The organism is Streptomyces sp. NPDC050509 (assembly GCF_044457965.1).
GTDB lineage: Bacteria > Actinomycetota > Actinomycetes > Streptomycetales > Streptomycetaceae > Streptomyces.
The window spans coordinates 449,266-470,185 of record NZ_JBITHL010000003.1; the positions used below are offsets into that span (position 1 = coordinate 449,266).

Annotated in this window: 23 protein-coding genes; 9 read left to right on the plus strand and 14 right to left on the minus strand. The window is 70.6% G+C overall.

What is annotated here, in order from left to right; genetic code table 11:
* The first annotated feature begins 14 nt into the window (after positions 1-14).
* The 3 genes from ACIBJC_RS11160 to ACIBJC_RS11170 all read left to right on the plus strand — a co-directional run bounded on the left by ACIBJC_RS11160 (position 15) and on the right by ACIBJC_RS11170 (position 3,399).
* On the plus strand, positions 15-272 hold the full coding sequence (locus ACIBJC_RS11160) for an SCO4848 family membrane protein (protein WP_329828776.1): 258 nt from the start codon (positions 15-17) through the stop codon (positions 270-272).
* Positions 273-286: 14 nt separating this feature from the next.
* Positions 287-1,687 (plus strand): metallophosphoesterase, encoded by a 1,401-nt coding sequence (locus ACIBJC_RS11165; protein ID WP_399290505.1) that lies wholly within the window; start codon positions 287-289, stop codon positions 1,685-1,687.
* Positions 1,688-1,845: 158 nt separating this feature from the next.
* A complete protein-coding gene (locus tag ACIBJC_RS11170; RefSeq protein ID WP_399290507.1) occupies positions 1,846-3,399 on the plus strand; it encodes an ABC transporter substrate-binding protein in 1,554 nt (517 codons plus the stop codon).
* 9 nt (positions 3,400-3,408) lie between these two features.
* Here the strand turns inward: ACIBJC_RS11170 and ACIBJC_RS11175 are convergent, their stop codons facing one another.
* Both ACIBJC_RS11175 and ACIBJC_RS11180 read right to left on the minus strand, forming a co-directional pair.
* The gene (locus ACIBJC_RS11175; RefSeq protein ID WP_399290509.1) at positions 3,409-4,176 is read right to left on the minus strand and encodes a TetR/AcrR family transcriptional regulator; all 768 of its coding nucleotides are present in this window, start codon (positions 4,174-4,176) and stop codon (positions 3,409-3,411) included.
* 11 nt (positions 4,177-4,187) lie between these two features.
* Positions 4,188-4,844, minus strand: coding sequence for a TetR/AcrR family transcriptional regulator (locus ACIBJC_RS11180; protein ID WP_399290511.1), 657 nt, complete (start codon positions 4,842-4,844; stop codon positions 4,188-4,190).
* A gap of 384 nt (positions 4,845-5,228) precedes the next feature.
* Between ACIBJC_RS11180 and ACIBJC_RS11185 the strand changes: the two genes are divergently transcribed.
* From ACIBJC_RS11185 to ACIBJC_RS11200, 4 genes are read left to right on the plus strand one after another with little or no spacing between them, the layout of a single operon-like run.
* Positions 5,229-5,801, plus strand: coding sequence for a 2Fe-2S iron-sulfur cluster-binding protein (locus tag ACIBJC_RS11185; protein WP_399290513.1), 573 nt, complete (start codon positions 5,229-5,231; stop codon positions 5,799-5,801).
* Complete coding sequence (locus ACIBJC_RS11190; RefSeq protein ID WP_399290515.1) at positions 5,798-6,790, plus strand: FAD binding domain-containing protein; 993 nt, start codon at positions 5,798-5,800, stop codon at positions 6,788-6,790. The genes ACIBJC_RS11185 and ACIBJC_RS11190 overlap by 4 nt, the downstream gene beginning before the upstream one ends.
* Entirely contained in the window at positions 6,787-8,928 is a 2,142-nt protein-coding gene (locus tag ACIBJC_RS11195) for a xanthine dehydrogenase family protein molybdopterin-binding subunit (protein WP_399290517.1), read from the plus strand. The genes ACIBJC_RS11190 and ACIBJC_RS11195 overlap by 4 nt, the downstream gene beginning before the upstream one ends.
* Positions 8,921-10,060, plus strand: a complete 1,140-nt coding sequence (locus ACIBJC_RS11200; protein WP_399290519.1) for an XdhC family protein — start codon at positions 8,921-8,923, stop codon at positions 10,058-10,060. Before ACIBJC_RS11195 ends, ACIBJC_RS11200 begins: the two co-directional genes overlap by 8 nt.
* A 9-nt stretch (positions 10,061-10,069) precedes the next feature.
* On the opposite strand, the gene ACIBJC_RS11205 is transcribed toward ACIBJC_RS11200, so the two are convergent.
* The 3 genes from ACIBJC_RS11205 to ACIBJC_RS11215 all read right to left on the minus strand — a co-directional run bounded on the left by ACIBJC_RS11205 (position 10,070) and on the right by ACIBJC_RS11215 (position 11,660).
* Complete coding sequence (locus ACIBJC_RS11205; protein WP_399290521.1) at positions 10,070-10,531, minus strand: thiol-disulfide oxidoreductase DCC family protein; 462 nt, start codon at positions 10,529-10,531, stop codon at positions 10,070-10,072.
* Positions 10,532-10,537: 6 nt separating this feature from the next.
* The gene (locus ACIBJC_RS11210) at positions 10,538-10,948 is read right to left on the minus strand and encodes a hypothetical protein (RefSeq protein ID WP_399290523.1); all 411 of its coding nucleotides are present in this window, start codon (positions 10,946-10,948) and stop codon (positions 10,538-10,540) included.
* 85 nt (positions 10,949-11,033) lie between these two features.
* Positions 11,034-11,660, minus strand: a complete 627-nt coding sequence (locus ACIBJC_RS11215) for a TetR/AcrR family transcriptional regulator (RefSeq protein WP_399290525.1) — start codon at positions 11,658-11,660, stop codon at positions 11,034-11,036.
* Positions 11,661-11,769: 109 nt separating this feature from the next.
* On the opposite strand from ACIBJC_RS11215, the gene ACIBJC_RS11220 reads away from it, so the two are divergent.
* Positions 11,770-12,591 carry an SDR family NAD(P)-dependent oxidoreductase gene (locus tag ACIBJC_RS11220; protein ID WP_399290527.1) on the plus strand — a complete coding sequence of 274 codons (822 nt, stop codon included), beginning with the start codon at positions 11,770-11,772 and terminating at the stop codon, positions 12,589-12,591.
* A gap of 36 nt (positions 12,592-12,627) precedes the next feature.
* On the opposite strand, the gene ACIBJC_RS11225 is transcribed toward ACIBJC_RS11220, so the two are convergent.
* Genes ACIBJC_RS11225 through ACIBJC_RS11235 form a run of 3 tightly spaced genes read right to left on the minus strand, consistent with a single transcriptional unit; the run spans position 12,628 to position 13,931 of the window.
* Positions 12,628-12,843 carry a DUF397 domain-containing protein gene (locus ACIBJC_RS11225; protein WP_399290529.1) on the minus strand — a complete coding sequence of 72 codons (216 nt, stop codon included), beginning with the start codon at positions 12,841-12,843 and terminating at the stop codon, positions 12,628-12,630.
* A gap of 45 nt (positions 12,844-12,888) precedes the next feature.
* Positions 12,889-13,104: a DUF397 domain-containing protein gene (locus tag ACIBJC_RS11230; protein WP_399290531.1), complete on the minus strand. Its 216-nt coding sequence runs from the start codon at positions 13,102-13,104 to the stop codon at positions 12,889-12,891.
* Positions 13,101-13,931 carry a Scr1 family TA system antitoxin-like transcriptional regulator gene (locus tag ACIBJC_RS11235; protein ID WP_399290533.1) on the minus strand — a complete coding sequence of 277 codons (831 nt, stop codon included), beginning with the start codon at positions 13,929-13,931 and terminating at the stop codon, positions 13,101-13,103. Before ACIBJC_RS11235 ends, ACIBJC_RS11230 begins: the two co-directional genes overlap by 4 nt.
* A 290-nt stretch (positions 13,932-14,221) precedes the next feature.
* On the opposite strand from ACIBJC_RS11235, the gene ACIBJC_RS11240 reads away from it, so the two are divergent.
* Complete coding sequence (locus tag ACIBJC_RS11240; RefSeq protein WP_399290535.1) at positions 14,222-14,428, plus strand: hypothetical protein; 207 nt, start codon at positions 14,222-14,224, stop codon at positions 14,426-14,428.
* 1,126 nt (positions 14,429-15,554) lie between these two features.
* Here the strand turns inward: ACIBJC_RS11240 and ACIBJC_RS11245 are convergent.
* The 6 genes from ACIBJC_RS11245 to ACIBJC_RS11270 form a co-directional block, all read right to left on the minus strand.
* Entirely contained in the window at positions 15,555-16,154 is a 600-nt protein-coding gene (locus ACIBJC_RS11245; RefSeq protein WP_399290537.1) for a hypothetical protein, read from the minus strand.
* A 132-nt stretch (positions 16,155-16,286) separates the two neighbouring features.
* Entirely contained in the window at positions 16,287-17,075 is a 789-nt protein-coding gene (locus ACIBJC_RS11250; RefSeq protein ID WP_399290539.1) for a succinate dehydrogenase iron-sulfur subunit, read from the minus strand.
* Positions 17,075-18,829 (minus strand): succinate dehydrogenase flavoprotein subunit, encoded by a 1,755-nt coding sequence (gene sdhA, locus ACIBJC_RS11255; RefSeq protein ID WP_399290541.1) that lies wholly within the window; start codon positions 18,827-18,829, stop codon positions 17,075-17,077. Before sdhA ends, ACIBJC_RS11250 begins: the two co-directional genes overlap by 1 nt.
* A 20-nt stretch (positions 18,830-18,849) precedes the next feature.
* Complete coding sequence (locus ACIBJC_RS11260; protein WP_399290543.1) at positions 18,850-19,344, minus strand: succinate dehydrogenase hydrophobic membrane anchor subunit; 495 nt, start codon at positions 19,342-19,344, stop codon at positions 18,850-18,852.
* 8 nt (positions 19,345-19,352) lie between these two features.
* Positions 19,353-19,733: a succinate dehydrogenase, cytochrome b556 subunit gene (gene sdhC, locus ACIBJC_RS11265; RefSeq protein ID WP_384920165.1), complete on the minus strand. Its 381-nt coding sequence runs from the start codon at positions 19,731-19,733 to the stop codon at positions 19,353-19,355.
* Between the two features lie 188 nt (positions 19,734-19,921).
* Positions 19,922-20,662, minus strand: coding sequence for a 2-oxo-4-hydroxy-4-carboxy-5-ureidoimidazoline decarboxylase (locus ACIBJC_RS11270; RefSeq protein ID WP_399290546.1), 741 nt, complete (start codon positions 20,660-20,662; stop codon positions 19,922-19,924).
* Positions 20,663-20,920 lie beyond the last annotated feature (258 nt).

The following is a 20,920-nucleotide window of genomic DNA, read 5'->3' on the forward strand; positions in this document are numbered from 1 at the left end:
GCGATACTGAATCCATGAAGCTCAGCCGCCCCGTGTCCTGGTTCCTGCTCGTGTTCGGGGTCTGGAGCTGGTTCATCTGGATCACTTTCGTGAAAAATCTCTGGCAGGACGGCAGCGGGCTCGCCTTCGACGACGCCGGTGACCCGACGGGATATTTCTGGGTGCACCTGACGCTCGCCGTCGTGTCCTTTCTTCTGGGGACGACGATCGGCGTGATCGGGTTCCGTGGCGTTCGCGCACTCCGGCGCGAACAGCCTGAACAACAGGTATAGGGGGCGCGTTCTTCGTGGTTGTCGTGGTCGTTCTGACGGGACTCGCGGCCGTCGCGGTACTGGTCGCGGCGCACTGGTACGTGTGGCGGCGCCTGGTGCGCGACACGACGTCGGCGCCCGGGGCCGCCCGCAGGCTGGGAACGGTTGCGATCATTCTGCTGCCTGTTCTCTCCATCGGCGCAGTGAGTTCGAGCCGTTCGGGGGCGCCCTTCGGGCTCCAGCAGGTCCTGGCCTGGCCGGGGTTCCTGTGGCTGGCGACGCTGCTGTACCTGGTGCTGGCGCTGGTGGTGGGCGAGGCCGCCCGCCCGGCGCTGCGGCGCTTCCTGGCGCGGCGGGACGCGACGGCGAAGACACCGGAGCCGACTACTCCGACAGGGCCACGGGACGAGGCCGCCACGGAGCCGAGCACCGCCGAGCCGAGCACCACGGAGCCGGGCGCCGCCGAGCCGGGCGCCACGGAGCCGGGCGCCGCCGCGAAGACGGCGACGGGGACGGCGACGAAGACGGAGGCGGAGCCGAAGACGGAGGCCGAGCCGATCGCCCCGCCTTCCGCCCCCGCCACGGTCTCCGCTCCCTCTGCTCCCTCCGGCCCCTCCCGCCGTCTGTTCGTCTCCCGTGCCGTCGGCGGCGCCGCCGCCACCGCCGCGCTCGCCACCGTCGGGTACGGCACGTACGGCGTCCTGCGCGGCCCGAGCGTCAAGCGCGTCACCGTTCCGCTCACCAAGCTGCCGCGCGCCGCCCACGGCTTCCGTATCGCCGTCGTCAGCGACATCCACCTCGGCCCGATCCTGGGCAGCGCCCACACCCGGCGCATCGTCCGCACGATCAACTCCACCCGGCCCGATCTGATCGCCGTCGTCGGTGACATGGTCGACGGCAGCGTCCAGGACCTGGGCCCGGCCGCCGAGCCCCTCGCCGGCCTGGAGGCCCCGCACGGCTCCTTCTTCGTGACCGGCAACCACGAGTACTACTCGGACGCGAGCGCCTGGATCGACCACGTACGTGAGCTGGGGCTGCGGCCCCTGGAGAACGAGCGCGTCGAGATCGCCGGGTTCGATCTCGCCGGGGTCAACGACATCGCGGGCGAGACCGAGGGCGCGGGCCCCGACTTCGTGAAGGCGCTCGGGGACCGCGACCCGGCCAGGGCCTCCGTGCTCCTCGCGCACCAGCCCATCGTCATCCACGACGCCGTACGCCACGGCGTCGACCTCCAGCTCTCCGGCCACACCCACGGTGGCCAGCTCTGGCCCGGCAACCTCATCGCGGGCTTCGCCAACCCCACCGTCGCCGGTCTTGAGCGGTACCAGGACACCCAGCTCTACGTGTCGCGCGGCGCGGGCGCCTGGGGTCCTCCCGTACGGGTCGGCGCGCCCTCCGACATCACCGTCGTGGAGCTCGCCTCGCGCCAGGCGTGACCCCGCGGGCGCTCTCCCTCGCCGACTGCTCGCGAGTGTTCCCGGCTTGACGTGACCGTTGCCCGGGAGAGCGCCGATTTCCCTTCCACAGGTGGAGACCTTTGTGGTTGGGTGAACGCCATCACGGTCAGGGGTGGGCGTGACAGAGGGGCACAGCGATGCGGTCGGTCCGTGTGCGGATACTCATCACATGTCTGGTACTGGTGGCTGCCGGAGTGGGCGGCTGGCAGCTGCTGCCGTCCAACCGGGCGGATACGAAACCGATCACCGTCGGCACGACGGACGTCGTCTCGTCGCTCGACCCGGCCGGGGCGTACGACGCGGGCTCCTGGGCGCTGTTCAGCAACATCTACCAGTCGTTGCTGACGTTCGCACCCGCCTCGATCACCCCCGTACCGGACGCGGCCCGCTCCTGCGGCTTCACCGGTAAGGAACTCACCACCTACCGCTGCCAGTTGCGGGACGACATCCGCTTCCCCAGTGGCGCGACGATGACCGCGGAGGACGTCAAGTACTCCTTCGACCGCGTCCTCGCCATCAAGGCGGACGCCGGCCCCGCGCCCCTCTTCGCCACGCTCAAGTCGGTGGTGGCGGACGGGCTGACGGTCACTTTCCAACTCCGCTCGCGCGACGCGACGTTCCCGCTCAAGGTGGCCACCGGAGCCGGCGCGATCGTCGACCGCACCCAGTACCCGGCGGACGCGCTGCTCGCCGGTGACAACGTCGGCGGCTCGGGACCGTACCTCCTCGACCAGTACCTGCCGGGCTCCTCCGCCCACCTGGAGCCCAACCCCGGTTACCGGGGCGCGATCGAGGCGACCGGCGGCCCGGTGGACATCGAGTACTTCAAGACCTCAGAGGCGCTCGCCGACGCCTGGCAGGCCCGTACGGTCGAGGTCACCCACCGCCAGCTCCCGCCGTCCGTGATCGCCGGGCTGGACGGCGCCGGGGACGGCGTACGGGTCGACGAGGCGGACAGCGCCGCCATCCGCAGCCTCGTCCTCAACACGCGGGCCGGGTCGCCGATGGCCGACAAGGCGGTGCGCCGGGCGATCGCCGCCGTGGTCGACCGGCCGCGGATCGTCTCCGGTGTGTACGCGTCGACGGTCGAGCCGCTCTACTCGCTGATCCCGCAGGGCATCACCTCCCACAGCACCCCGTTCTTCGACGCCTACCCGGAGCCGGACACCCCGCGCGCCCGCGCCCTCCTGGAGGACGCGGAGGTGCGGACGCCCGTCAGCTTCACGCTCGGATACGCGCAGGGCGGCGCGGCGGCGCCGGAGGCGGCCGAACTGCGCAGCCAGCTCGAAGCGACCGGGCTCTTCAAGGTGAAGGTCGTCGAGAACGAGTGGACGGAGTTCCAGAAGGGCTACTCCAAGGGCGAGTTCGATGCGTACACCATCGGCTGGGTGCCGGACTTCCCCGACCCCGACAACTTCATCCAGCCCCTGATCGGGCGCGGCTCGATCCTGCACAACGGCTACACGGACGGCCGGGTCGACGAACTGATCCGCTCGACGCAGCGGTACGCCGAACGGGGCCGCGCCGCGCAGGACTTCAAGTCCCTCCAGCGGACGGTGGCCCAGGACGTGCCGATCGTGCCGCTCTGGCAGAAGAAGGACTACGTCCTGAGCACGGAGGACGTGACGGGCTCGCAGTACCTCTCGGACGGCACGGGCATCTGGCGGCTGTGGCGGCTGGGCCGGCTCTGAGGACGCAGGTCAGTCCCCGCTCTTCTCCCTCGTACCGCCGCTGCCTCTGCCGTTCTTACGGGCGGCGGCCACCTGGGCCATGCCCGGCAGGAAGTCCGTGAACAGCTCGTGGACCTCGCGTACGAGCGGCCGGAGCACCCGAAAGCGGGAGAGCGCCGCGCTGCGCGCGACGAGCCGGGCGCCGCGCAGGGCGAGGCGGTGGCTGCGCTCGCTGTCCTCCGAGCGGTCGTAGACCCAGTACAGGACCAGGCCCATCTGGGCCAGCCACATCAACTCGGGCAGCGAGGGCGCCAGTTCGGCGTCGACCTTGGCGGTGGAGCCGGCCAGCACCTCCCGGTGCACGGAGATGGCCGCCTCCCGGGTGGGCTCCGACTCGGGCGAGAAGGGGCTCAGCGGGCTGTCCGGGTCGGCGGCGTTCTTGAAGAACTGGGCGGCGAACTCGTGGTACGGCTCCGCGATCTCCAGCCACGCGGTCAGCACCCCGCCGAGGCGCGCCTCCAGGCCGGTCTCCCGGTCGAGCACGGGCCGGATCGCCACGCGGTGCTCGGTGGCGATCCGGTCGTAGAAGCCCTGGACGAGATGTTCCTTGGAGGAGAAGTAGTAATACGCGTTCCCGACGGAGACCTCGGCCTCCTGGGCGATGGCCCGCATGGTCGTCCTGTCGTAACCGCGCTCCTGGAAGAGTCGCAGTGCGGTCTCCAGGATGAGCGTGCGGGTCTGCTCGCTCTTGGGCGTGGCGGGGGCCTTGGCGTCCTTCTGATCCTTCTCGTCCTTCACGCTGCCTGAGCCTAGATGAACGCGGTGTTCTCAGTGGTGGTGGGCGGATCGGAGATCGTTTCTTCCGGCGGGATCCGCGGATCCGCACGGGAGGGAGCCGGCGTTCCCGTCCGCAGGCCGGCCATGACGAGGTCCAGGAGCCGGGTGGCCTGCGGCTGCCACTCGCCGACCGGATCGATCATCCAGAGGCCGGCGATGAGCAGGATGAAGTCCTCGCCGGTCACCCCCGGGCGGATGGTGCCGGCCTTCTCGCCGGCCCGCAGCAGGGCCTCGGCCGCGTCGGCCACGGGGGTGGGAGCCGGTTTCCCCGGGCTCCCCGGGGCGCTGGTGGCCTGGCGGATGGCGTCCGCGAGGCCGGCCTTGGCCATGGCGAACCGGGCGAGGTGGTCCATCCACTCCCGCAGGGCGCGGTCCGGCTCCCGCTCCTGGAGCAGTTGGGCCGCGGAGTCGGCGACCTGCTGCATCTCGTGGCGGTAGATCTCCAGGACCAGGGACTCGCGGTTGGGGAAGTTGCGGTAGAACGTGCCCTGCCCGACGCACGCCTTCTTGGCGATCAGGCTCAACGGGGCGTCCGCGCACCGCGTCAGTTCGGTCAGGGCTACCTCCAGGATGCGCTCGCGGTTGCGCTGCGCGTCCGAGCGCAGAGGCGGGTCCTTCTGCTGCCGCACTCGTCCTCCTCGTGGGCCCGGTTCCAGAACCGGCCTTGCTGAGCGGACAATTGTCCACTACGTTCTCCCAGTAGTGGACAATTGTCCACTTGGGTCCGGTCCGGGGACGGACGTGATCCGGGCCGGTGACGACCGACCCGGGGGCCCTTCCCCTTGTCCGCATGATGACAAGCCCGCACCGGCCCGTACAGCGCCATCCCGTACCGCATCGCTCCGTACAGCACCGACTCGTACAGCGCCATCCCGTACCGCACCGACTCGTACAGCGCCATCCCGTACAGCGCCACTCCGTACATGCGCCACACCCGCCCCGGTTCACGCCCGACTGCCCGACTGCCCGACCGTCCCGCAGACGCGCTCCGGATATGCGAAAGAAGGCTGTTCATGGCCCCGCCCCCCTCGTCGACGCACAGCGCCGTCACGCTGAACATCAACGGTGAGAAGCACGCGCTCTCCGTCGACCACCGCACCACCCTGCTCGACGCGCTGCGCGAGCGCCTCGACCTGACCGGCACCAAGAAGGGCTGCGACCAGGGACAGTGCGGTGCCTGCACGGTACTGATCGACGGCCGCCGGGCCGTCTCCTGTTTACAGCTCGCGGTGGCCGCCGAAGGCCGTGAGATCACCACCATAGAAGGGGTCGCCGACAACGACCGGCTGCACCCCGTGCAGCAGGCGTTCCTCGACCTGGACGGCTACCAGTGCGGCTACTGCACGCCGGGCCAGATCTGTTCGGCCATCGCCGTGATCGAGGAGCACGCCGCGGGCTGGCCGAGCGCCGCCACCGGCGATGTCCGACCCGAGGCCGGGCCGCCGCCGCTGACGCCCGAGGAGATCCGCGAGCGGATGAGCGGCAACCTGTGCCGTTGCGGCGCGTACGTGTCGATCGTCGGGGCGGTCGCCCGCGCCGCCGAGGCCGCCGCGCCCGCCGCGACCGGTGAGGAGGTCGCGGCATGAGGGAGTTCGGTTACCAGCGCGCGCACGACGTCGCCGGCGCGGTCGCGCTGCTCGACGCCGATCCGGACGCACGGTTCGTCGGCGGCGGCACCAACCTCGTCGACCTGATGAAGACCGGCGTGGAGCGGCCGGGACGCCTCGTCGACATCCGCGAACTGCCCCTGGACGGCATCGAGTCGGCGCCGGACGGCGGGCTGCGCGTCGGCGCGACCGTCACCAACAGCGATCTCGCCGCCCACCCCGAGGTCCGGCGCCGCTACCCGGCGCTGGCGCAGGCCGTGCTCGCCGGTGCCTCCGGGCAGCTCCGTAACATGGCCACGGTCGGCGGCAACCTGCTCCAGCGCACCCGCTGCGGCTACTTCACCGACATCACCAAGCCGTGCAACAAGCGCGAACCCGGCAGCGGTTGCCCCGCAGTCAGGGGCGAGCACCACAACCACGCCGTCCTGGGCGCCTCCGAACACTGCGTGGCCGTGCACCCCTCGGACCTGGGCGTGGCGCTGACCGCCTTCGACGCCGTCGTCTCCTACGAGAGCGCGGACGGGCCCGGCGAGACGCCGATCGCCGCGTTCTACCTGCCCGTGGGCGACACCCCGCACCGGGAGACCGCCCTGCCGCCGGGGGCGCTGATCACCGGCGTGACCCTGCCACCGGCCCCCGTTGCGGCGCGTTCGCGCTACCGCAAGGTGCGCGGGCGCGCCAGTTACGCGTTCGCCATCGGCTCGGTCGCCGCCGCGCTCGACATCCGGGACGGCGTCGTACGGGAGGCGCGCCTGGCCCTCGGGGCGGTCGCGTCCCGGCCCTGGCGCGCCACGGCGGCCGAACGCGTGCTCACCGGCGCACCGGCCGACGCCGCGACCTTCGCCGCCGCCGCGGACGCCGAACTGGCCGCCGCCCGGCCGCTGCCCGGCAACGCGTACAAGGTGACCCTGATGCGCAACCTCGTGGTCGCCGTGCTCAGCGAACTCACCGAGGAGGCCGCCCGATGACCACCACCACCACCGCGGCCACGGCCGCGACCGCGCTCCGCTCCGTCGGCACCGCGCACACCCGGGTGGAGGGCCGGGACAAGGTCACCGGAGCCGCCCGCTACGCGGGGGAGATCCCCTTCGACGGGCTCGCCCACGGCTGGCTGGTGCTCTCCACCGTCGCCCGCGGCCGGATCCGCTCCGTCGAGGACGGCCCCGTTCTGCGCATGCCCGGCGTCCTCACCGTCCTGCACCACGGCAACGCCCCCCGCGTGAAGTCCGATTACGTCGGCATGCTGGGCCGCCCGGACCCGACCGCCGCGCTCTTCCAGCACGACCGGGTACCGCACGCGGGCTGGCCGGTGGCCCTGGTCGTCGCCGAGACGTCCGAACAGGCCAGGGAGGCGGCTCAGACGCTGGTCGTGCGGTACGAACAGGAACCGCACGACGTCGCCTTCACCGGGGACCGCCCGGACGCCTACGCGGCGGAGGGCCACATGCCGGCGGTGACGGAGAAGGGCGACCTGGAGGCCCAACTCGCCGCGTCCGCCGTCGTCCTGGACGCCGAGTACACCACGCCGGAGGAACACCACAACTCGATGGAGCCGCACGCGGCGACCGCCCGGTGGGACGACGGCCGGCTGGAGATCGTCGACTCCAACCAGGGCACCACCTGGGTCCAGAGCGAGCTGGCCCAGATGTTCTCCCTCGACCCCTCCTCGGTGCGGGTCCGCTCCGAGCACATCGGCGGCGGCTTCGGCAGCAAGGGCGTCCGCGCACACCAGGTGGGCGCGGTCATGGCCACGACCCTCCTGCGGCGCCCGGTCCGCCTCGTCATGACGCGCCGCCAGATGTTCACGCTGGCGGGCTACCGCAGCCCCACCGTGCAGAGGGTCAGGCTCGGCGCCGACGCGGACGGCCGGCTGCGCGCCCTCGCGCACGACTCGCTGAGCGCCACCTCCACGGTGCACGAGTTCGTCGAGCCGAGCGCCGGGGTGGCCCGGGTGATGTACGACGCCGACGCCCACCACACCGCCAACCGGGTCGTACGCCTCGACGTGCCGACCCCCACCTGGATGCGCGCGCCGGGCGAGGCGCCCGGCTCGTACGCGCTGGAGGCCGCGCTCGACGAACTCGCCGAGAAGTGCGGCGTCGACCCGATCGAGCTGCGCCTGCGCAACGAGCCCGACAAGGGCCCCGTCTCCGGACTGCCGTTCGCCGGCCGCAATCTGGTCGCCTGCTTCCAGGAGGGCGCTCGCCGCTTCGGCTGGGCCGACCGGGACCCGCGCCCCGGCCTGCGCCGCGACGGAAGGTGGCTGCTCGGCACCGGTACGGCGGCGGCCTCCTTCGGCGCCGGGGCCGCGCCCTCCACGGCGGCCGTGACCGCCGAGGCCGACGGCACTTTCACCGTGCGGATCTCCGCCGCGGACATCGGCACCGGCGCGCGCACCGCGCTCACCCTGATCGCCGCCGACGCCCTGGCCACCACGCCCGACCGGGTCCGGGTGCGGATCGGTGACAGCGACTTCGGCCCGGCGATGATCGCGGGCGGCTCCATGGGCACCCGCTCCTGGGCCTGGGCGGTCAACCTCGCCGCACGCGACCTGCGGGAGCAGCTCGCCCTGGGCGGCACCGTGCCGCCCGAGGGCATCACGGCGCGCTCGGACACCTCCACGGCCGTCGGCGCCCTGCCGCCCAGGGAACGGCACTCCTTCGGGGCGCAGTTCGCCGAGGTCGCCGTGGACGTGGCGACCGGCGAGGTGCGCGTGCGGCGCATGCTCGGCATCTTCGCGGCCGGCCGCATCGTCAACCCGCTCACGGCGCGCAACCAGCTCGTCGGCGGCATGATCTGGGGCATCTCCATGGCCCTGCACGAGGAGGCCGTCCGCGACGGCAACCTGGGCGCCCACGTCGGCGCGGACCTCGCCGGCTACCACTTCGCCGCGCACGCCGACGTGGCGCGGGTCGAGGCCGACTGGGTGGACGACCCCGACCCGGACGACCCGGTCGGCATCAAGGGCGTCGGCGAGATCGGCATCGTGGGCGCCGCGGCGGCCGTCGCCAACGCGGTCTGGCACGCGACCGGTGTACGCCACCGGAACCTGCCCATCCGGCCAGACCGGGTGCTGCGGGCCGCCGGCGGAGCGCCGGATGCTTGACATCGCCGAGGAACTGGACCGCTGGATGGAAGAGGGCCGGGACTTCGCGGTGGCCACCGTCGTGGCCGTCGGCGGCAGCGCGCCGCGCGGCCCCGGCGCCGCCCTCGCCGTCGACAGCGACGGCACGGTGATCGGTTCGGTCTCCGGCGGCTGCGTGGAGGGAGCGGTGTACGAGCTCTGCCTCCAGGCGCTGGAGGACGGCCGTACGGTGACCGAGGAGTTCGGCTACAGCGACGGGGACGCCTTCGCGGTCGGGCTGACCTGCGGCGGGACCGTCGAGGTCCTGGTCACCCCGGTCACCGCGCCGGCACCCGTCAGGGCGGTGTTCGCCGCGGCGCTGGCGTCCGCCGCCCGGGGCGGACCGACCGCCCTGGCCCGGGTGGTCCGGGGCCCGGACGGCCACCTGGGCCGGAACCTGCTCGTACGCCCCGACGGTTCGTACGAGGGCACGCTGGCCGGTCATCCGCGACTGGACCGCACCGCGGCGGCCGAGGCGCGCGCCCTGCTGGAGGCGGGCCGCACCGGCATGGTCGGCCTCTCGGAGGACGGGACGCACTGCCCCGGCGGCCTCACCCTGTTCGTCGAGTCGAGCGTGCCGCCGCCACGCATGATCGTGTTCGGCGCGGTGGACTTCGCCGGGGCGCTCGTCCGCGCGGGGAAGTTCCTGGGATACCGGGTGACCCTGTGCGACGCCCGGCCGGTCTTCGCCACCCCGGCCCGCTTCCCCGAGGCGGACGAGGTCGTGGTCGACTGGCCGCACCGCTATCTGCGGAGCACGCCGACCGACGAACGCACCGTGCTGTGCGTGCTCACCCACGACGCCAAGTTCGACGTGCCCCTGCTGGAGACGGCGCTGCGGCTGCCGGTGGCGTACGTCGGCGCGATGGGCTCACGCCGCACGCACGACGACCGCGACCGGCGGCTGCGCGAAGTGGGCCTGGACGACAGGGAACTGGCCCGGCTGCACTCGCCGATCGGGCTCGACCTCGGTGCCCGTACGCCGGAGGAGACCGCCCTGTCCATCGCGGCGGAGATCGTCGCGCTCCGGCGGGGCGGCACGGGCCTGCCGCTCACCGGATCCGGCACGCCGATCCACCGGGACGAGGCGGAACCGGCAGCCATGGCGGCCTGAGGCCCGTGCTCACGCGGGGGACGGAGGGGCGTGCCTGGCGCACGCCCCTCCGTCGCAGCTTCCGTCGCCGTCCGTACGGCCCGCCGCCGTCAGCTCCCGGTACTTCGACGCGGCGAGCACACTCGCCCTGGCGAAGGGGGCCCCGGCGGGGGTGGCCAGCCAGTGGGCCTTGGGCCGGTGCTCGGCCAGCGCCCAAAGGCAGACGATCCAGGCGGCCGTCCCCCGGTAGACCTGGCCGCCGTCACCGACGACGGTGATCTCCTTGAGCGTGGCCCCGTGATCGAGATCCGGGAACCGCCGCCGAGCCTCCTGCGAGCAGGCGGGCACCGGGTCGAGCGGTACGAGCTGGGGCTGACGCATCAGCCAGTGCCGCAGATGGACGCAGAGCGCGCACTGGGCGTCGTAGAGGAACGTCAGCCGCCGTACGGGCAGGCGGCGCGCGGTGCCGGGGCGGGGTGCGGTGCCGGTCATCGCGGCTCAGCTCCCGGCGACGGCGGTGCCCGTCCACCCCTGCGGTGGCACGGGCGGCGTCTGGTCGCGCTCCATGAGTCCGCGCCGCCGGATCTTGTTGAGCACGTACACATTGCCGAGGTGCATCACCCCGAGCACGAGCAGGACGACACCGACCTTCACCGAAAGGGCCTCGAAGAGCCCCCGCGCGTTCTCGACGGCCTCGGCGGCCTTCAGATACAGCGCGACGAAGCCGAGGTTGACCAGGTAGAAGCCGACCACCAGCAGGTGGTTGACGGCGTCGGCGAGCTTCTCGTCCCCCTGGAGCACATCGGAGAGAAAGAGCCGCCCGTTCCGGCTGAGCGTCCGGGCCACCCAGACGGTCAGCGCGACGCTGATCAGCAGGTAGACCACATAAGCGACAACAGTGAGGTCCATGCCTCACCCTCCCTTTGAACGTGTTCAAAAGATGATGTCATGACTCTAGACCTCCTTTTGAACGCGTTCAAGGCGGGAGTGTCGTTCAGGGCGCGGTGGCGCCCGGCAGCCAGTCGGCGCCGATCATGGTGCGCGTCACCGAGTCGACCAGGGCGTCGACCTGTTCGGGCATGGGGTCCCCGAGGCGGCCGTCGAGCAGCAGAAGGCTGAGCCCGTGGACGAGGGCCCAGACGCCGATCTTGAGGGGCTCGCGGTGCTCGGGGCCCGCGAAGGCGGCGATACGCGCGGTCACGGTGGCCTGCGCCGCGTCGGAGGCGGCGTGCACGTCGGCATGGCTGACGCACGGGTGCCCGAACATCAGGTGGAAGAGGCCTGGATGGTCGAGGGCGTAGCGCACGGTGGTCCGCGCCAGCGGTGCCAGGGTGCCCGCCAGGTCCGCCGGGTGGGAGGCCGCAGTGCCGTCCGGGTCGTCCGTGGCCGCCTCGAAGCGCGCCTTGAGTTCGGTGAAGCCATGGGTGGCCAGTGCCGCGAGCAGCGCCTCCTTGTCCTGGTAATGGCGGTACGGGGCGTTGGCGGAGACGCCGGCGTGCCTGGCCACGGCACGCAGGGACAGGGCGTCCGCGCCGTCGGTGTCCAGCAGGTGCAGGGCGGACCGCAGCAGGGCGGCGCGCAGGTCGCCGTGGTGGTAGCTCTGCCGATCGGATGTTGACACTGTGCACTTCCCTGAGTGATTGTGGACGCTGTACACATTGTGCCTGTCCTGGCCTCGTGTCACGCCGTCGCGCTCCCGCGCCCCTCCCTCTCCAGGAAGGCCCCTGCCCATGTACAGCTATCGAGGCACCACCGCACTGGTCACCGGAGCTTCCAAAGGACTCGGGAGGGCCTACGCGCAGGAACTGGGCCGGCGCGGCGCGCATCTGATCCTGGTGGCCCGCTCGGCCCCGGCGCTGGAACGGCTCGCCTCCGAGATCCGCGCGGACCACCACGTCGACACCCGGGTGATCGCGACGGACCTCTCGGATCCGGCAGGCCCCACGGCCGTCGCCGAGGAACTGCGCGAGCAGGGAGCGGCCGTCGATCTGCTCGTGAACAACGCGGGGCTGGGTTCCGTCGGCCCCTTCTTCACCCGCCCTCTGGCGCAGCATGTGCAGTCGGTCGACGTCAACATCAACGGCCTGATGCTGATGACCCGCCTCATCGGGGAGGACATGCTCGAACGCGGCTCGGGCGGGATCATCAACGTCGCCTCGACGGCCGCGTTCCAGCCGATGCCCTACCAGGCGAGTTACGCCGCGACGAAGGCGTTCGTCCTCTCCTTCAGCGAAGCCCTCACGGCGGAACTCCGGGACTCGGGAGTACACGTCATGGTCGCCCACCCCGGAGCGACCGACACCGGCTTCTTCGACAACACCACCGCGGTCATGGACGCGAAGAGAGCCGACAGCCCGACGAGGGTCGCCGCGAAGACACTGGAAGACTTCGCCCGCGGCAGAACGGCCTCGTACCCCGGCCGCCCGCTCTTCCGCGCCCTCACCTGGCCGGCCCGCCTCCTGCCCCGCACCACGGTGACGCGCGTGACGGCGGGGTTCAACCGCCACATGGGCTTCCACGAGGTCCAGGACGTCAGGACCCCGGCGAACTGACCACGTCCGTAACCCCTGACCGGCAGGGGCAAGGGGTCAGGACGGCCCGAACTCGCCCCGGCGTACGGCGTGGACGAAGGCGCCGAAGGTGGCGTGCGGGAAGGTGAGGTGCGGGCCTTCGGGTGTCTTGGAGTCGCGGACGGGGACGGTGCGGGGGATGCCGTCTGCGATCTGGACGCACTCGCCGCCGTTGCTCTGGCTGAAGGAGGAACTCCGCCAGTTCTCTTCGGGGATGGGGGCGGGCTCGGTCATGGCGGGGTGTCCTTCCGGGGCGGCGTATTCGTCCTGGACTGGTGGTCAGGGGGCTTTGAACTCGCCCTGGCGTACGGCGTGGACGAAGGCGCTGAACGAGGCGTGCGGGAAGGTGAGGTGTGGGCCGCCGGGTGTCTTGGAGTCCCGGACGGGGATGGTGTGGGGGATGCCGTCCGCGATCTGGACGCACTCGCCGCCGTTGCTGCCGCTGTAACTGGACTTGCGCCACGCCTCTTCCGGTACGCGGATCGGCTCGGTCATGAATAGCATTCCTTCAGAATGGAGCCGATCTTGGAGGCCGACTCGTCCGGCGGCAGAGCAGTTGCCTTAAGCAGATCATAGGCATCGCGAGCCGTGGTCACATCGTCCGGATCGGCCAGAACGTAGCCTTTGGGAAAGCCGTCGACATGCACCACGTCCGAGCCTTCACCGAAGGACAACAGGCCGAACGGAGAACCTGATCCGGGATATGCCGCGACGGTCCTGGGGATGATCTGGATGACATGACGCGGTGTCTCCGCCAGCGTCCGTAACTGCTCAAGTTGCTCACTCATGACGCGTTTTCCGCCGATGGCGCGCCGGAGAACGCCCTCGTCCAGAATGATCCACAGCCTGGTCGGATCCTCGCGTGAGAGGATCCGCTGTCGCTCCATCCGCGCGGTCACCAAGTCCTCAAGGTTACTGGGGCGCCCGGTTCGCAGCACGGCCCGTGCGTATTCCTCGGTCTGTACGAGCCCCGGTACCAGTTGGGGGTGGAACATGGAGATCGTGGTGGCCGTCCACTCCAGTTCGACATATCTGCGGAACCACGGCGGAAAGGCCCACCGCAACGCAAGCGGCCAGAGCCTGACGAACCGTCCGTTGGAGTGCGGGAACATCCGGTCGCACGCCTCTGCGAAGTTCAGCGGCGGTACGCGTTTCCCGGATTCGATCTTTGCCACGAGTGAGTAACCGCAGCACGCCTCCTTCCCGAGCGCTTCGCGCGTGATCCCCAGGCGCTCACGGTCGAGTCGTACTTCGGCGCCGAAGTGGGCCAGTGGAGAGAGGGCCGGGTCGGCCGTCTCTTCGGGTTCGTTTTCGACGGCCATATGAACTCCCGCATGGTCCCTGGACAGCCCTCAGCGTCCAGCTTGCCCATCTGTTGGACGCGCTCGCGAACGCCGAAGCTTGAGCACAGAAAGCGAGCACTTGATAACGGAAGGTACATCGCTGTGTGTGAGCAAGCCACCGATACGAGGGCGGACGACCCGGACGAGTTGGTCGCATCGATCGGAGACGGAGGGTTCCGGCGCCTCGTACCCGACTGGGTGCCTCAGCGATTCGCCCCGCCTACGCGGGAGTTGCTGGAGCGCCTGGTGCGCGGGCTGCGGAGGTCGGAATGACGGGCAGCGAGGCGCGGCAACGCCTGACCATGCTGATCGCGACGTTCGGGGTCGACGGCACGCTCGTCGTGCGCAAGGGTGAGCCCGGGGCCGAGGGCGCCGACCTGGCGCCGGGCTCGGCGCTGAAGTGGCCGCCGTGCGAGTGCGGCAGCCCGAAGTGCCCGGATTACGACCCTTCTTCTGCGGTCAGGGCTGATGGGTAGCGGTGGCGTGCTGGGCCGGTGGTGCATTGCTCACCCAGGCCCGCCCCCTCCCTGGTTCGATGATCGCGGCTCCGGGGTGTGCGTCAAGGGCGCTCCTGCGTCGCGTCGGCTTCGCCGATGGCCTCCGGCCACCCTTGACTCACACCCCTGCGCCGCTGGAAAAGGCGTGGGGAGGGGGCGGGGGGGAGGGGTCCCCTGGGAAACACGGCTGTACTTCCGCTCCGTTCCAGGCTTGCGGGCCGACTCGCCCTGCGGGGCGCGCGGTCGTGGAGTGGGGCGGTGACGCGTCTCGTCAAGCGTCCGTCGACCGGATGGCGGTTGGGCTTCATGCCCCGCTGGTCATTCGCCGTGGGTGGGGTCGGTGGTGAATGGGGCGTGGAGTGGGGCGACTTGACGGAGCGGGGTGCCTTGATGGAGCCGGGGTGGTGGGGGGTCGGGGCGGGATGCGGTGCCGGGGCAGGGGGCGGTCTTGGTGGCCGATAGGGCGCTTCCTCACCCAAAAACCATGCGTTATGCCTCAGTTTGCCCCGGCTGATTGGGGGGTTGGCTCCGTTGTTCCGTGACTGTGCGCAGCCAGCGCACCTATGCGGGACTCCCGGCACACCGATCCCCGTTGCGCACCCCTCCCGCCCCACACGTCACATCCGCCCCGACTCCACCCGACCCCTTTCACCCACGGCGAGTGACCAGCGGGGCATGAAGCCCAACCGTCATCCGGTCGACGGACGCTTGACGAAAGCCGTCACCGCCCCACTCCACTACCGCGCGCCCCGCAGGGCGAACCACCCGCAAGCCTGGAACCGACCCCAGCGACAAGCAATGCTCCCCAGGGGACCCCTCCCCCCCCGCCCCCTCCCCACGCCTTTTCCAGCGGTGGAGGGGTGTGGGTCAAGGGTGGAGCGCAGCGACATCGGCGAAGCCGACGCGACGCAGGAGCGCCCTTGACGCACACCCCGGAGCCGCGATCATCGGACCAGGGAGGGGGCGGACCGCCCGCCACCACGCACCACCGGCCCACCCCGACAGGCCAACGGCCCCCCACGCCGACAGCGTGGCCCTGCCGACAGCGTGGCCCTGCCGACAGCGTGGCCCCGCCAACAGCGTGGCCCTTCGGCTGGGGGAGGCCTCACATGTTGCTCAGCGACCGCGCGTAGTTGATCTGGCCCATGACCATCTGGAAGGACTCCGGGCCCATCGCCGGGATCATCGTCGAGTGGTGTCGGCCGCCGCTGCTGACCATGACCTGGATGAAGCCCGTCGTCTGCTTCTCCTTCATCAGGAGGAAGAAGAGGCCGACCAGGCAGAGCAGTCCGAAGACGACCGCCAGCACGATGGCGTGCGTGGGGATCTTCTCCTCCGTGCGGGACATGTCCGTCGCGTTCCAGACCGCGCCTTTCAGCGGCATCGTGCCCGAAGGGGTGATGATCGAGTCGCCCGTGACCGTGATGTCCCCGATCGCCAGCAGGGGCGCGCCGCCGCCGGGCCCCGGACCGCCCGTCGGGGCCGGGGCGTAGTCCTGCGGTGGGGCGTAGCCCTGCGGCGGGGGGAAACCGTATCCCGGAGGTGCGAGCGACTGGCCGTCGGCGAGGGTGGGGGGCGGGAAGTCGTACTGCGGGGCCCCCGGCGTGTACGGTCCCGGCTTGCCCGCTGCCGGGGTGCCGGACTCGGGCTGCTGGGCCGGACCCCAGGTGTACTCACCGTCCGCGTACGGATTCGGTTCGCTCATCTCTTTCCCCGCTTCCCCTGCCCCGGTGGGGCCGCCTCGGCTTCCTCGTCCCGATCCTGACACACCGAAGGCCCGTTCCCGTACGGCGTGCGCACGGGAACGGGCCTCGGGCCAGGTGACCCGGCGACCGGGTCAGAAGCGGCGCGTGATCAGCGCGCGCTTGACTTCCTGGATCGCCTTCGTGACCTCGATACCGCGCGGGCAGGCGTCCGTGCAGTTGAACGTCGTGCGGCAACGCCACACGCCGTCCTTGTCGTTGAGGATCTCCAGGCGCTGCTCGCCCGCCTCGTCACGCGAGTCGAAGATGAAGCGGTGCGCGTTGACGATCGCGGCCGGGCCGAAGTACTGCCCGTCGTTCCAGAACACCGGGCAGGACGACGTGCACGCGGCGCACAGGATGCACTTGGTGGTGTCGTCGAAGCGCTCGCGGTCCTCGGCGGACTGCAGGCGCTCGCGCGTCGGCTCGTTGCCGCTGGTGACCAGGAAGGGCATCACGTCGCGGTACGCCTGGAAGAACGGGTCCATGTCGACGATCAGGTCCTTGAGGACCGTCAGCCCCTTGATGGCCTCGACCGTGACCGGCTTGGTGACCGCGCCGGTCTTGTCCGTCGAGATGATGTCCTTGATCAGCGTCTTGCACGCGAGCCGGTTGCGGCCGTTGATCCGCATCGCGTCGGAGCCGCAGATGCCGTGCGCGCAGGAGCGCCGGAACGTCAGGGTGCCGTCGACATCCCACTTGATCTTGTGGAGGGCGTCGAGGACGCGCTCCTTCGGATCGATGTCGATCTGGAAGTCCTGCCACTCGGCCTCCGCGGAGACCTCGGGGTTGAACCGGCGGATCCGGAACGTGACCGCGATGAGGTGCGAGGAGGTGGAGTCCGCCTCCAGCGCGCTGAGCTTGTCCAGGGTCGGTGTAGCCATCAGTACTTACGCTCCATCGGCTGGTAGCGGGTCTGGACGACCGGCTTGTAGTCGAGACGGATGGACTCGTTGCCGTCGTCGCCGACCTCGCGGTACGCCATGGTGTGGCGCATGAAGTTCACGTCGTCACGGTTGGGGAAGTCCTCGCGGTAGTGACCGCCGCGGGACTCCTTGCGGGCGAGCGCGGACACGGCCATCACCTCGGCCAGGTCGAGCAGGTTGCCCAGCTCGACGGCCTCCAGCAGGTCCGTGTTGAACCGCTTGCCCTTGTCCTGGACGGAGACGTTCAGGTAGCGCTCGCGCAGCTCGCCGATCTTCTCGACGGCCGTCTTGATCGTCTGCTCCGTACGGAACACCATCACGTTGGCGTCCATGCATTCCTGGAGCTCCAGGCGCAGCGTGGCGACCCGCTCCTTGCCCGTGGACGCGCGCAACCGCTCGACCTGGGCCTCGACCAGCGACGCCGGGTCCTCAGGCAGCTCGACGAAGTCGTTCTTCGCCGCGTACTCGGCCGCGGCGATGCCCGACCTGCGGCCGAAGACGTTGATGTCGAGCAGCGAGTTGGTGCCCAGGCGGTTGGCGCCGTGCACCGACACACAGGCGACCTCGCCGGCCGCGTACAGCCCGGGGACGACCGTCGTGTTGTCGAGGAGGACCTCGCCCTGGACGTTGGTCGGGATGCCGCCCATGGCGTAGTGCGCGGTGGGCTGGATCGGGATCGGGTCCGTGTACGGCTCGATACCCAGGTAGGTCCGCGCGAACTCCGTGATGTCGGGCAGCTTGGCGTCGAGCTGCTCCGGCGGCAGGTGCGTCAGGTCCAGGTAGACGTGGTCGCCCTCGGGACCGCAGCCGCGGCCCTCGCGGATCTCCGTGTAGATGGAGCGCGAGACGACGTCACGCGAGGCGAGGTCCTTCATGACGGGCGCGTACTTCTCCATGAAGCGCTCGCCGTCCTTGTTGCGGAGGATGCCGCCCTCACCGCGGGCGCCCTCCGTCAGCAGGATGCCCATGCGCCAGATGCCCGTCGGGTGGAACTGGAAGAACTCCATGTCCTCCAGCGGCAGCCCGCGGCGGTAGCACGCGGCCTGGCCGTCACCGGTCAGGGTGTGCGCGTTCGAGGTCACCTTGAAGAACTTGCCGGTGCCGCCGGACGCGTAGATGACCGACTTCGCCTGGAAGATGTGGATCTCGCCGGTGGCCAGCTCGTACGCGACGACGCCCGCCGACTTCTTGACCCCGTCGACCTCGGTGAGGAGCTGGTCGAGGACGTAGAACTCGTTGAAGAACTCCACGCCCTCCTTGACGCAGTTCTGGTACAGCGTCTGGAGGATCATGTGGCCCGTGCGGTCCGCGGCGTAGCAGGACCGGCGGACCGGCGCCTCGCCGTGGTTACGGGAGTGGCCGCCGAAGCGGCGCTGGTCGATGGTGCCGTCCGGGGTGCGGTTGAACGGCAGGCCCATCTTCTCCAGGTCGAGGACCGCGTCGATGGCCTCCTTCGCCAGGATCTCGGCGGCGTCCTGGTCGACCAGGTAGTCGCCGCCCTTGATCGTGTCGAAGGTGTGCCACTCCCAGTTGTCCTCCTCCACGTTGGCGAGCGCGGCGGCCATGCCGCCCTGCGCCGCGCCCGTGTGGGAGCGGGTCGGGTAGAGCTTTGTCAGCACCGCCGTGCGGCTGCGCTTGGTCGACTCGATGGCCGCGCGCATACCGGCGCCGCCGGCGCCGACGATGACGGTGTCGTACTTGTGGATCTTCATTGGTCTCGTCTGCCCCGGCTCTAGCGGATGTTCGGGTCGAAGGTGAAGATCACCAGCGAGCCCAGAAGGATGGTGAACACCGTGGCGGTGTACAGCAGGCCCTTGAGCCACAGGCGCGTGTTGGCACGCTCCGCGTAGTCGTTGATGATCGTGCGGAGGCCGTTGGCGCCGTGCAGCATGGCGAGCCAGAGCATCAGCAGATCCCAGACCTGCCAGAACGGGGAGGCCCAGCGGCCGGCCACGAAGGCGAAGCCGATCTTGGACACGCCGCCGTCCAGCACGAGCTGGATGAGCAGGTGGCCGATGACCAGGACGACGAGGACGACTCCGGAGAGGCGCATGAAGAGCCACGCGGCCATCTCGAAGTTGCCGCGGGTCGACTTCGGGGTCTTGCCGGTGCGTTTGCGCGGCGGCTCGATGAGCGGAGCCGGATTGTCCACGTCATAAAGGCTCTCGCCCTCGACAGGACTGATCGCGGAAGTGGACGCGGAAGCGGGCGTGGTGTCGGTGGACATCAGAACTCTCAGCTCCCGAAGACTTCGCGTACGGCGTGGCCGAGCACGGGGTAGAGGGCGCCGACCATCAGGACGATCCAGATGCCCACGACGGACCAGAGCATCTGCTTCTGGTAGCGGGGGCCCTTGGACCAGAAGTCCACGGCGATGACACGCAGGCCGTTGAGCGCGTGGAAGAGGATCGCGGCCACCAGGCCGTATTCGAGCAGCGCCACGAGCGGCGTCTTGTAGGTCGCCACGACATCGTCGTACGCCTCTGGCGAGACGCGGACGAGAGCGGTGTCCAGCACGTGTACGAACAGGAAGAAGAAGATGAGCACGCCGGTGACTCGATGAGCCACCCACGACCACATTCCTTCCCGGCCGCGGTACAGCGTTCCAGCCGGCACGGAAAAGCCCTCCGGGAGCGGGGATCGGGGCCGGCCGCCATCTTCTACTCAATCAAGCACAGTGGTGTCGGTCGCGCCCGGCCGGGTACGGTCCACCGGCCCCGGCAATGGTAGCGACGACTTGTCGGTTCCTTCGCGTGGGGTCCCATAGATGTGATCAAACAGGCAATCAAACAGCCACGGACGGGCTATCGCTCCGCCCTGAGCAGCCCGAACGGTCCGGGACCGTACGGGATCGCCGCACCGGATTCCGGCGTACGCGGGTCCGGCGGCCCCGGGTTCCGGCCGGGAGGGCCGGCCGGTCCGGAGAGCAGCCGGACGATCCGGCCCCGGGCGAGTCGCCGCAGCTCGTCGGCGGAGACGGAGCGCTCCAGGTCGGGGTCGTGCGAGAGCCGGGTGCGGATTCCGGCCAGTACGTGGTCCAGGTGCTCCTCGGGCCTGTGGCCGTCGAGGCTGATCACGAAGGCGTGCCCGAAGCTGCTCTCGTACGCGGCGTGCGCGGCGCGCAGCGCGGTCCACGCCGCGGGTGGCGCCGGGTGCGGCGGTACGGCGGAGGACTCGGCCGCGAGCGCCTCGGTGAGGTCGGTCACCGGGAGGTCGTAACCGGCCTCGTCGGAGGCGGCCAGCAGGGAGTCGAGATCGGGGTACGGGCGGTGTGCGGCGACGCGCTGCGCCCAGCGGCGGCTGCCGCAGCAGGTGAGCAGCGCGGCTTCGGCGTCGGCCTGCGGGGCGGCGTTGAAGCGGGCGAGCCCGGTCGGACAGGGGAGGCCGTCCGGGTGGCCGGCGTCTGATGCGCGGGACAGCGGAGGCTCCTCGAACGCGGTGGGACGGCAGCGGTCGGGCACATGCCCCGGAGGCACATGCCGGGGGAATGGCGTGATGTGGCGATCTTGGTGTGCGGCAGGTGGTACGACAGGTGCGGGTGACATGTGGGGATGACGTGTGCGGGGTGCATGGGTGTACGACTGCCATGCGCGTACGGCCATGCATGACCCGCACATACGGTCTGCACAGGTGACCCGCACAGAGGCAGACGCGATCGCACACGAAAGGGTTGAGCTCGGAGGGGCTGATGCGTCGTAAACGTTATCGATGCCTTGAGCGAGACGTCCGACGGCTGCGCGATATTCACCCGGATGGGAGAGTTTCGGCGCGCGGAATGGACGTCTCCGTGGGACCTTCGCCGT

Excerpts from the sequence above, each read along its gene's own strand:
- sdhA (WP_399290541.1), bottom strand. The coding sequence starts at position 18,829 with ATGAAGATCCACAAGTACGACACCGTCATCGTCGGCGCCGGCGGCGCC.
- ACIBJC_RS11195 (WP_399290517.1), top strand. The coding sequence starts at position 6,787 with ATGACCACCACCACCACCGCGGCCACGGCCGCGACCGCGCTCCGCTCC.
- ACIBJC_RS11170 (WP_399290507.1), top strand. The coding sequence starts at position 1,846 with ATGCGGTCGGTCCGTGTGCGGATACTCATCACATGTCTGGTACTGGTG.
- ACIBJC_RS11220 (WP_399290527.1), top strand. The coding sequence starts at position 11,770 with ATGTACAGCTATCGAGGCACCACCGCACTGGTCACCGGAGCTTCCAAA.
- ACIBJC_RS11190 (WP_399290515.1), top strand. The coding sequence starts at position 5,798 with ATGAGGGAGTTCGGTTACCAGCGCGCGCACGACGTCGCCGGCGCGGTC.
- ACIBJC_RS11260 (WP_399290543.1), bottom strand. The coding sequence starts at position 19,344 with ATGTCCACCGACACCACGCCCGCTTCCGCGTCCACTTCCGCGATCAGT.
- ACIBJC_RS11240 (WP_399290535.1), top strand. The coding sequence starts at position 14,222 with ATGACGGGCAGCGAGGCGCGGCAACGCCTGACCATGCTGATCGCGACG.
- ACIBJC_RS11185 (WP_399290513.1), top strand. The coding sequence starts at position 5,229 with ATGGCCCCGCCCCCCTCGTCGACGCACAGCGCCGTCACGCTGAACATC.
- ACIBJC_RS11210 (WP_399290523.1), bottom strand. The coding sequence starts at position 10,948 with ATGGACCTCACTGTTGTCGCTTATGTGGTCTACCTGCTGATCAGCGTC.
- ACIBJC_RS11205 (WP_399290521.1), bottom strand. The coding sequence starts at position 10,531 with ATGACCGGCACCGCACCCCGCCCCGGCACCGCGCGCCGCCTGCCCGTA.
- ACIBJC_RS11230 (WP_399290531.1), bottom strand. The coding sequence starts at position 13,104 with ATGACCGAGCCGATCCGCGTACCGGAAGAGGCGTGGCGCAAGTCCAGT.
- ACIBJC_RS11160 (WP_329828776.1), top strand. The coding sequence starts at position 15 with ATGAAGCTCAGCCGCCCCGTGTCCTGGTTCCTGCTCGTGTTCGGGGTC.
- ACIBJC_RS11270 (WP_399290546.1), bottom strand. The coding sequence starts at position 20,662 with ATGTCACCCGCACCTGTCGTACCACCTGCCGCACACCAAGATCGCCAC.
- ACIBJC_RS11225 (WP_399290529.1), bottom strand. The coding sequence starts at position 12,843 with ATGACCGAGCCCGCCCCCATCCCCGAAGAGAACTGGCGGAGTTCCTCC.
- ACIBJC_RS11235 (WP_399290533.1), bottom strand. The coding sequence starts at position 13,931 with ATGGCCGTCGAAAACGAACCCGAAGAGACGGCCGACCCGGCCCTCTCT.
- ACIBJC_RS11200 (WP_399290519.1), top strand. The coding sequence starts at position 8,921 with ATGCTTGACATCGCCGAGGAACTGGACCGCTGGATGGAAGAGGGCCGG.
- ACIBJC_RS11245 (WP_399290537.1), bottom strand. The coding sequence starts at position 16,154 with ATGAGCGAACCGAATCCGTACGCGGACGGTGAGTACACCTGGGGTCCG.
- ACIBJC_RS11250 (WP_399290539.1), bottom strand. The coding sequence starts at position 17,075 with ATGGCTACACCGACCCTGGACAAGCTCAGCGCGCTGGAGGCGGACTCC.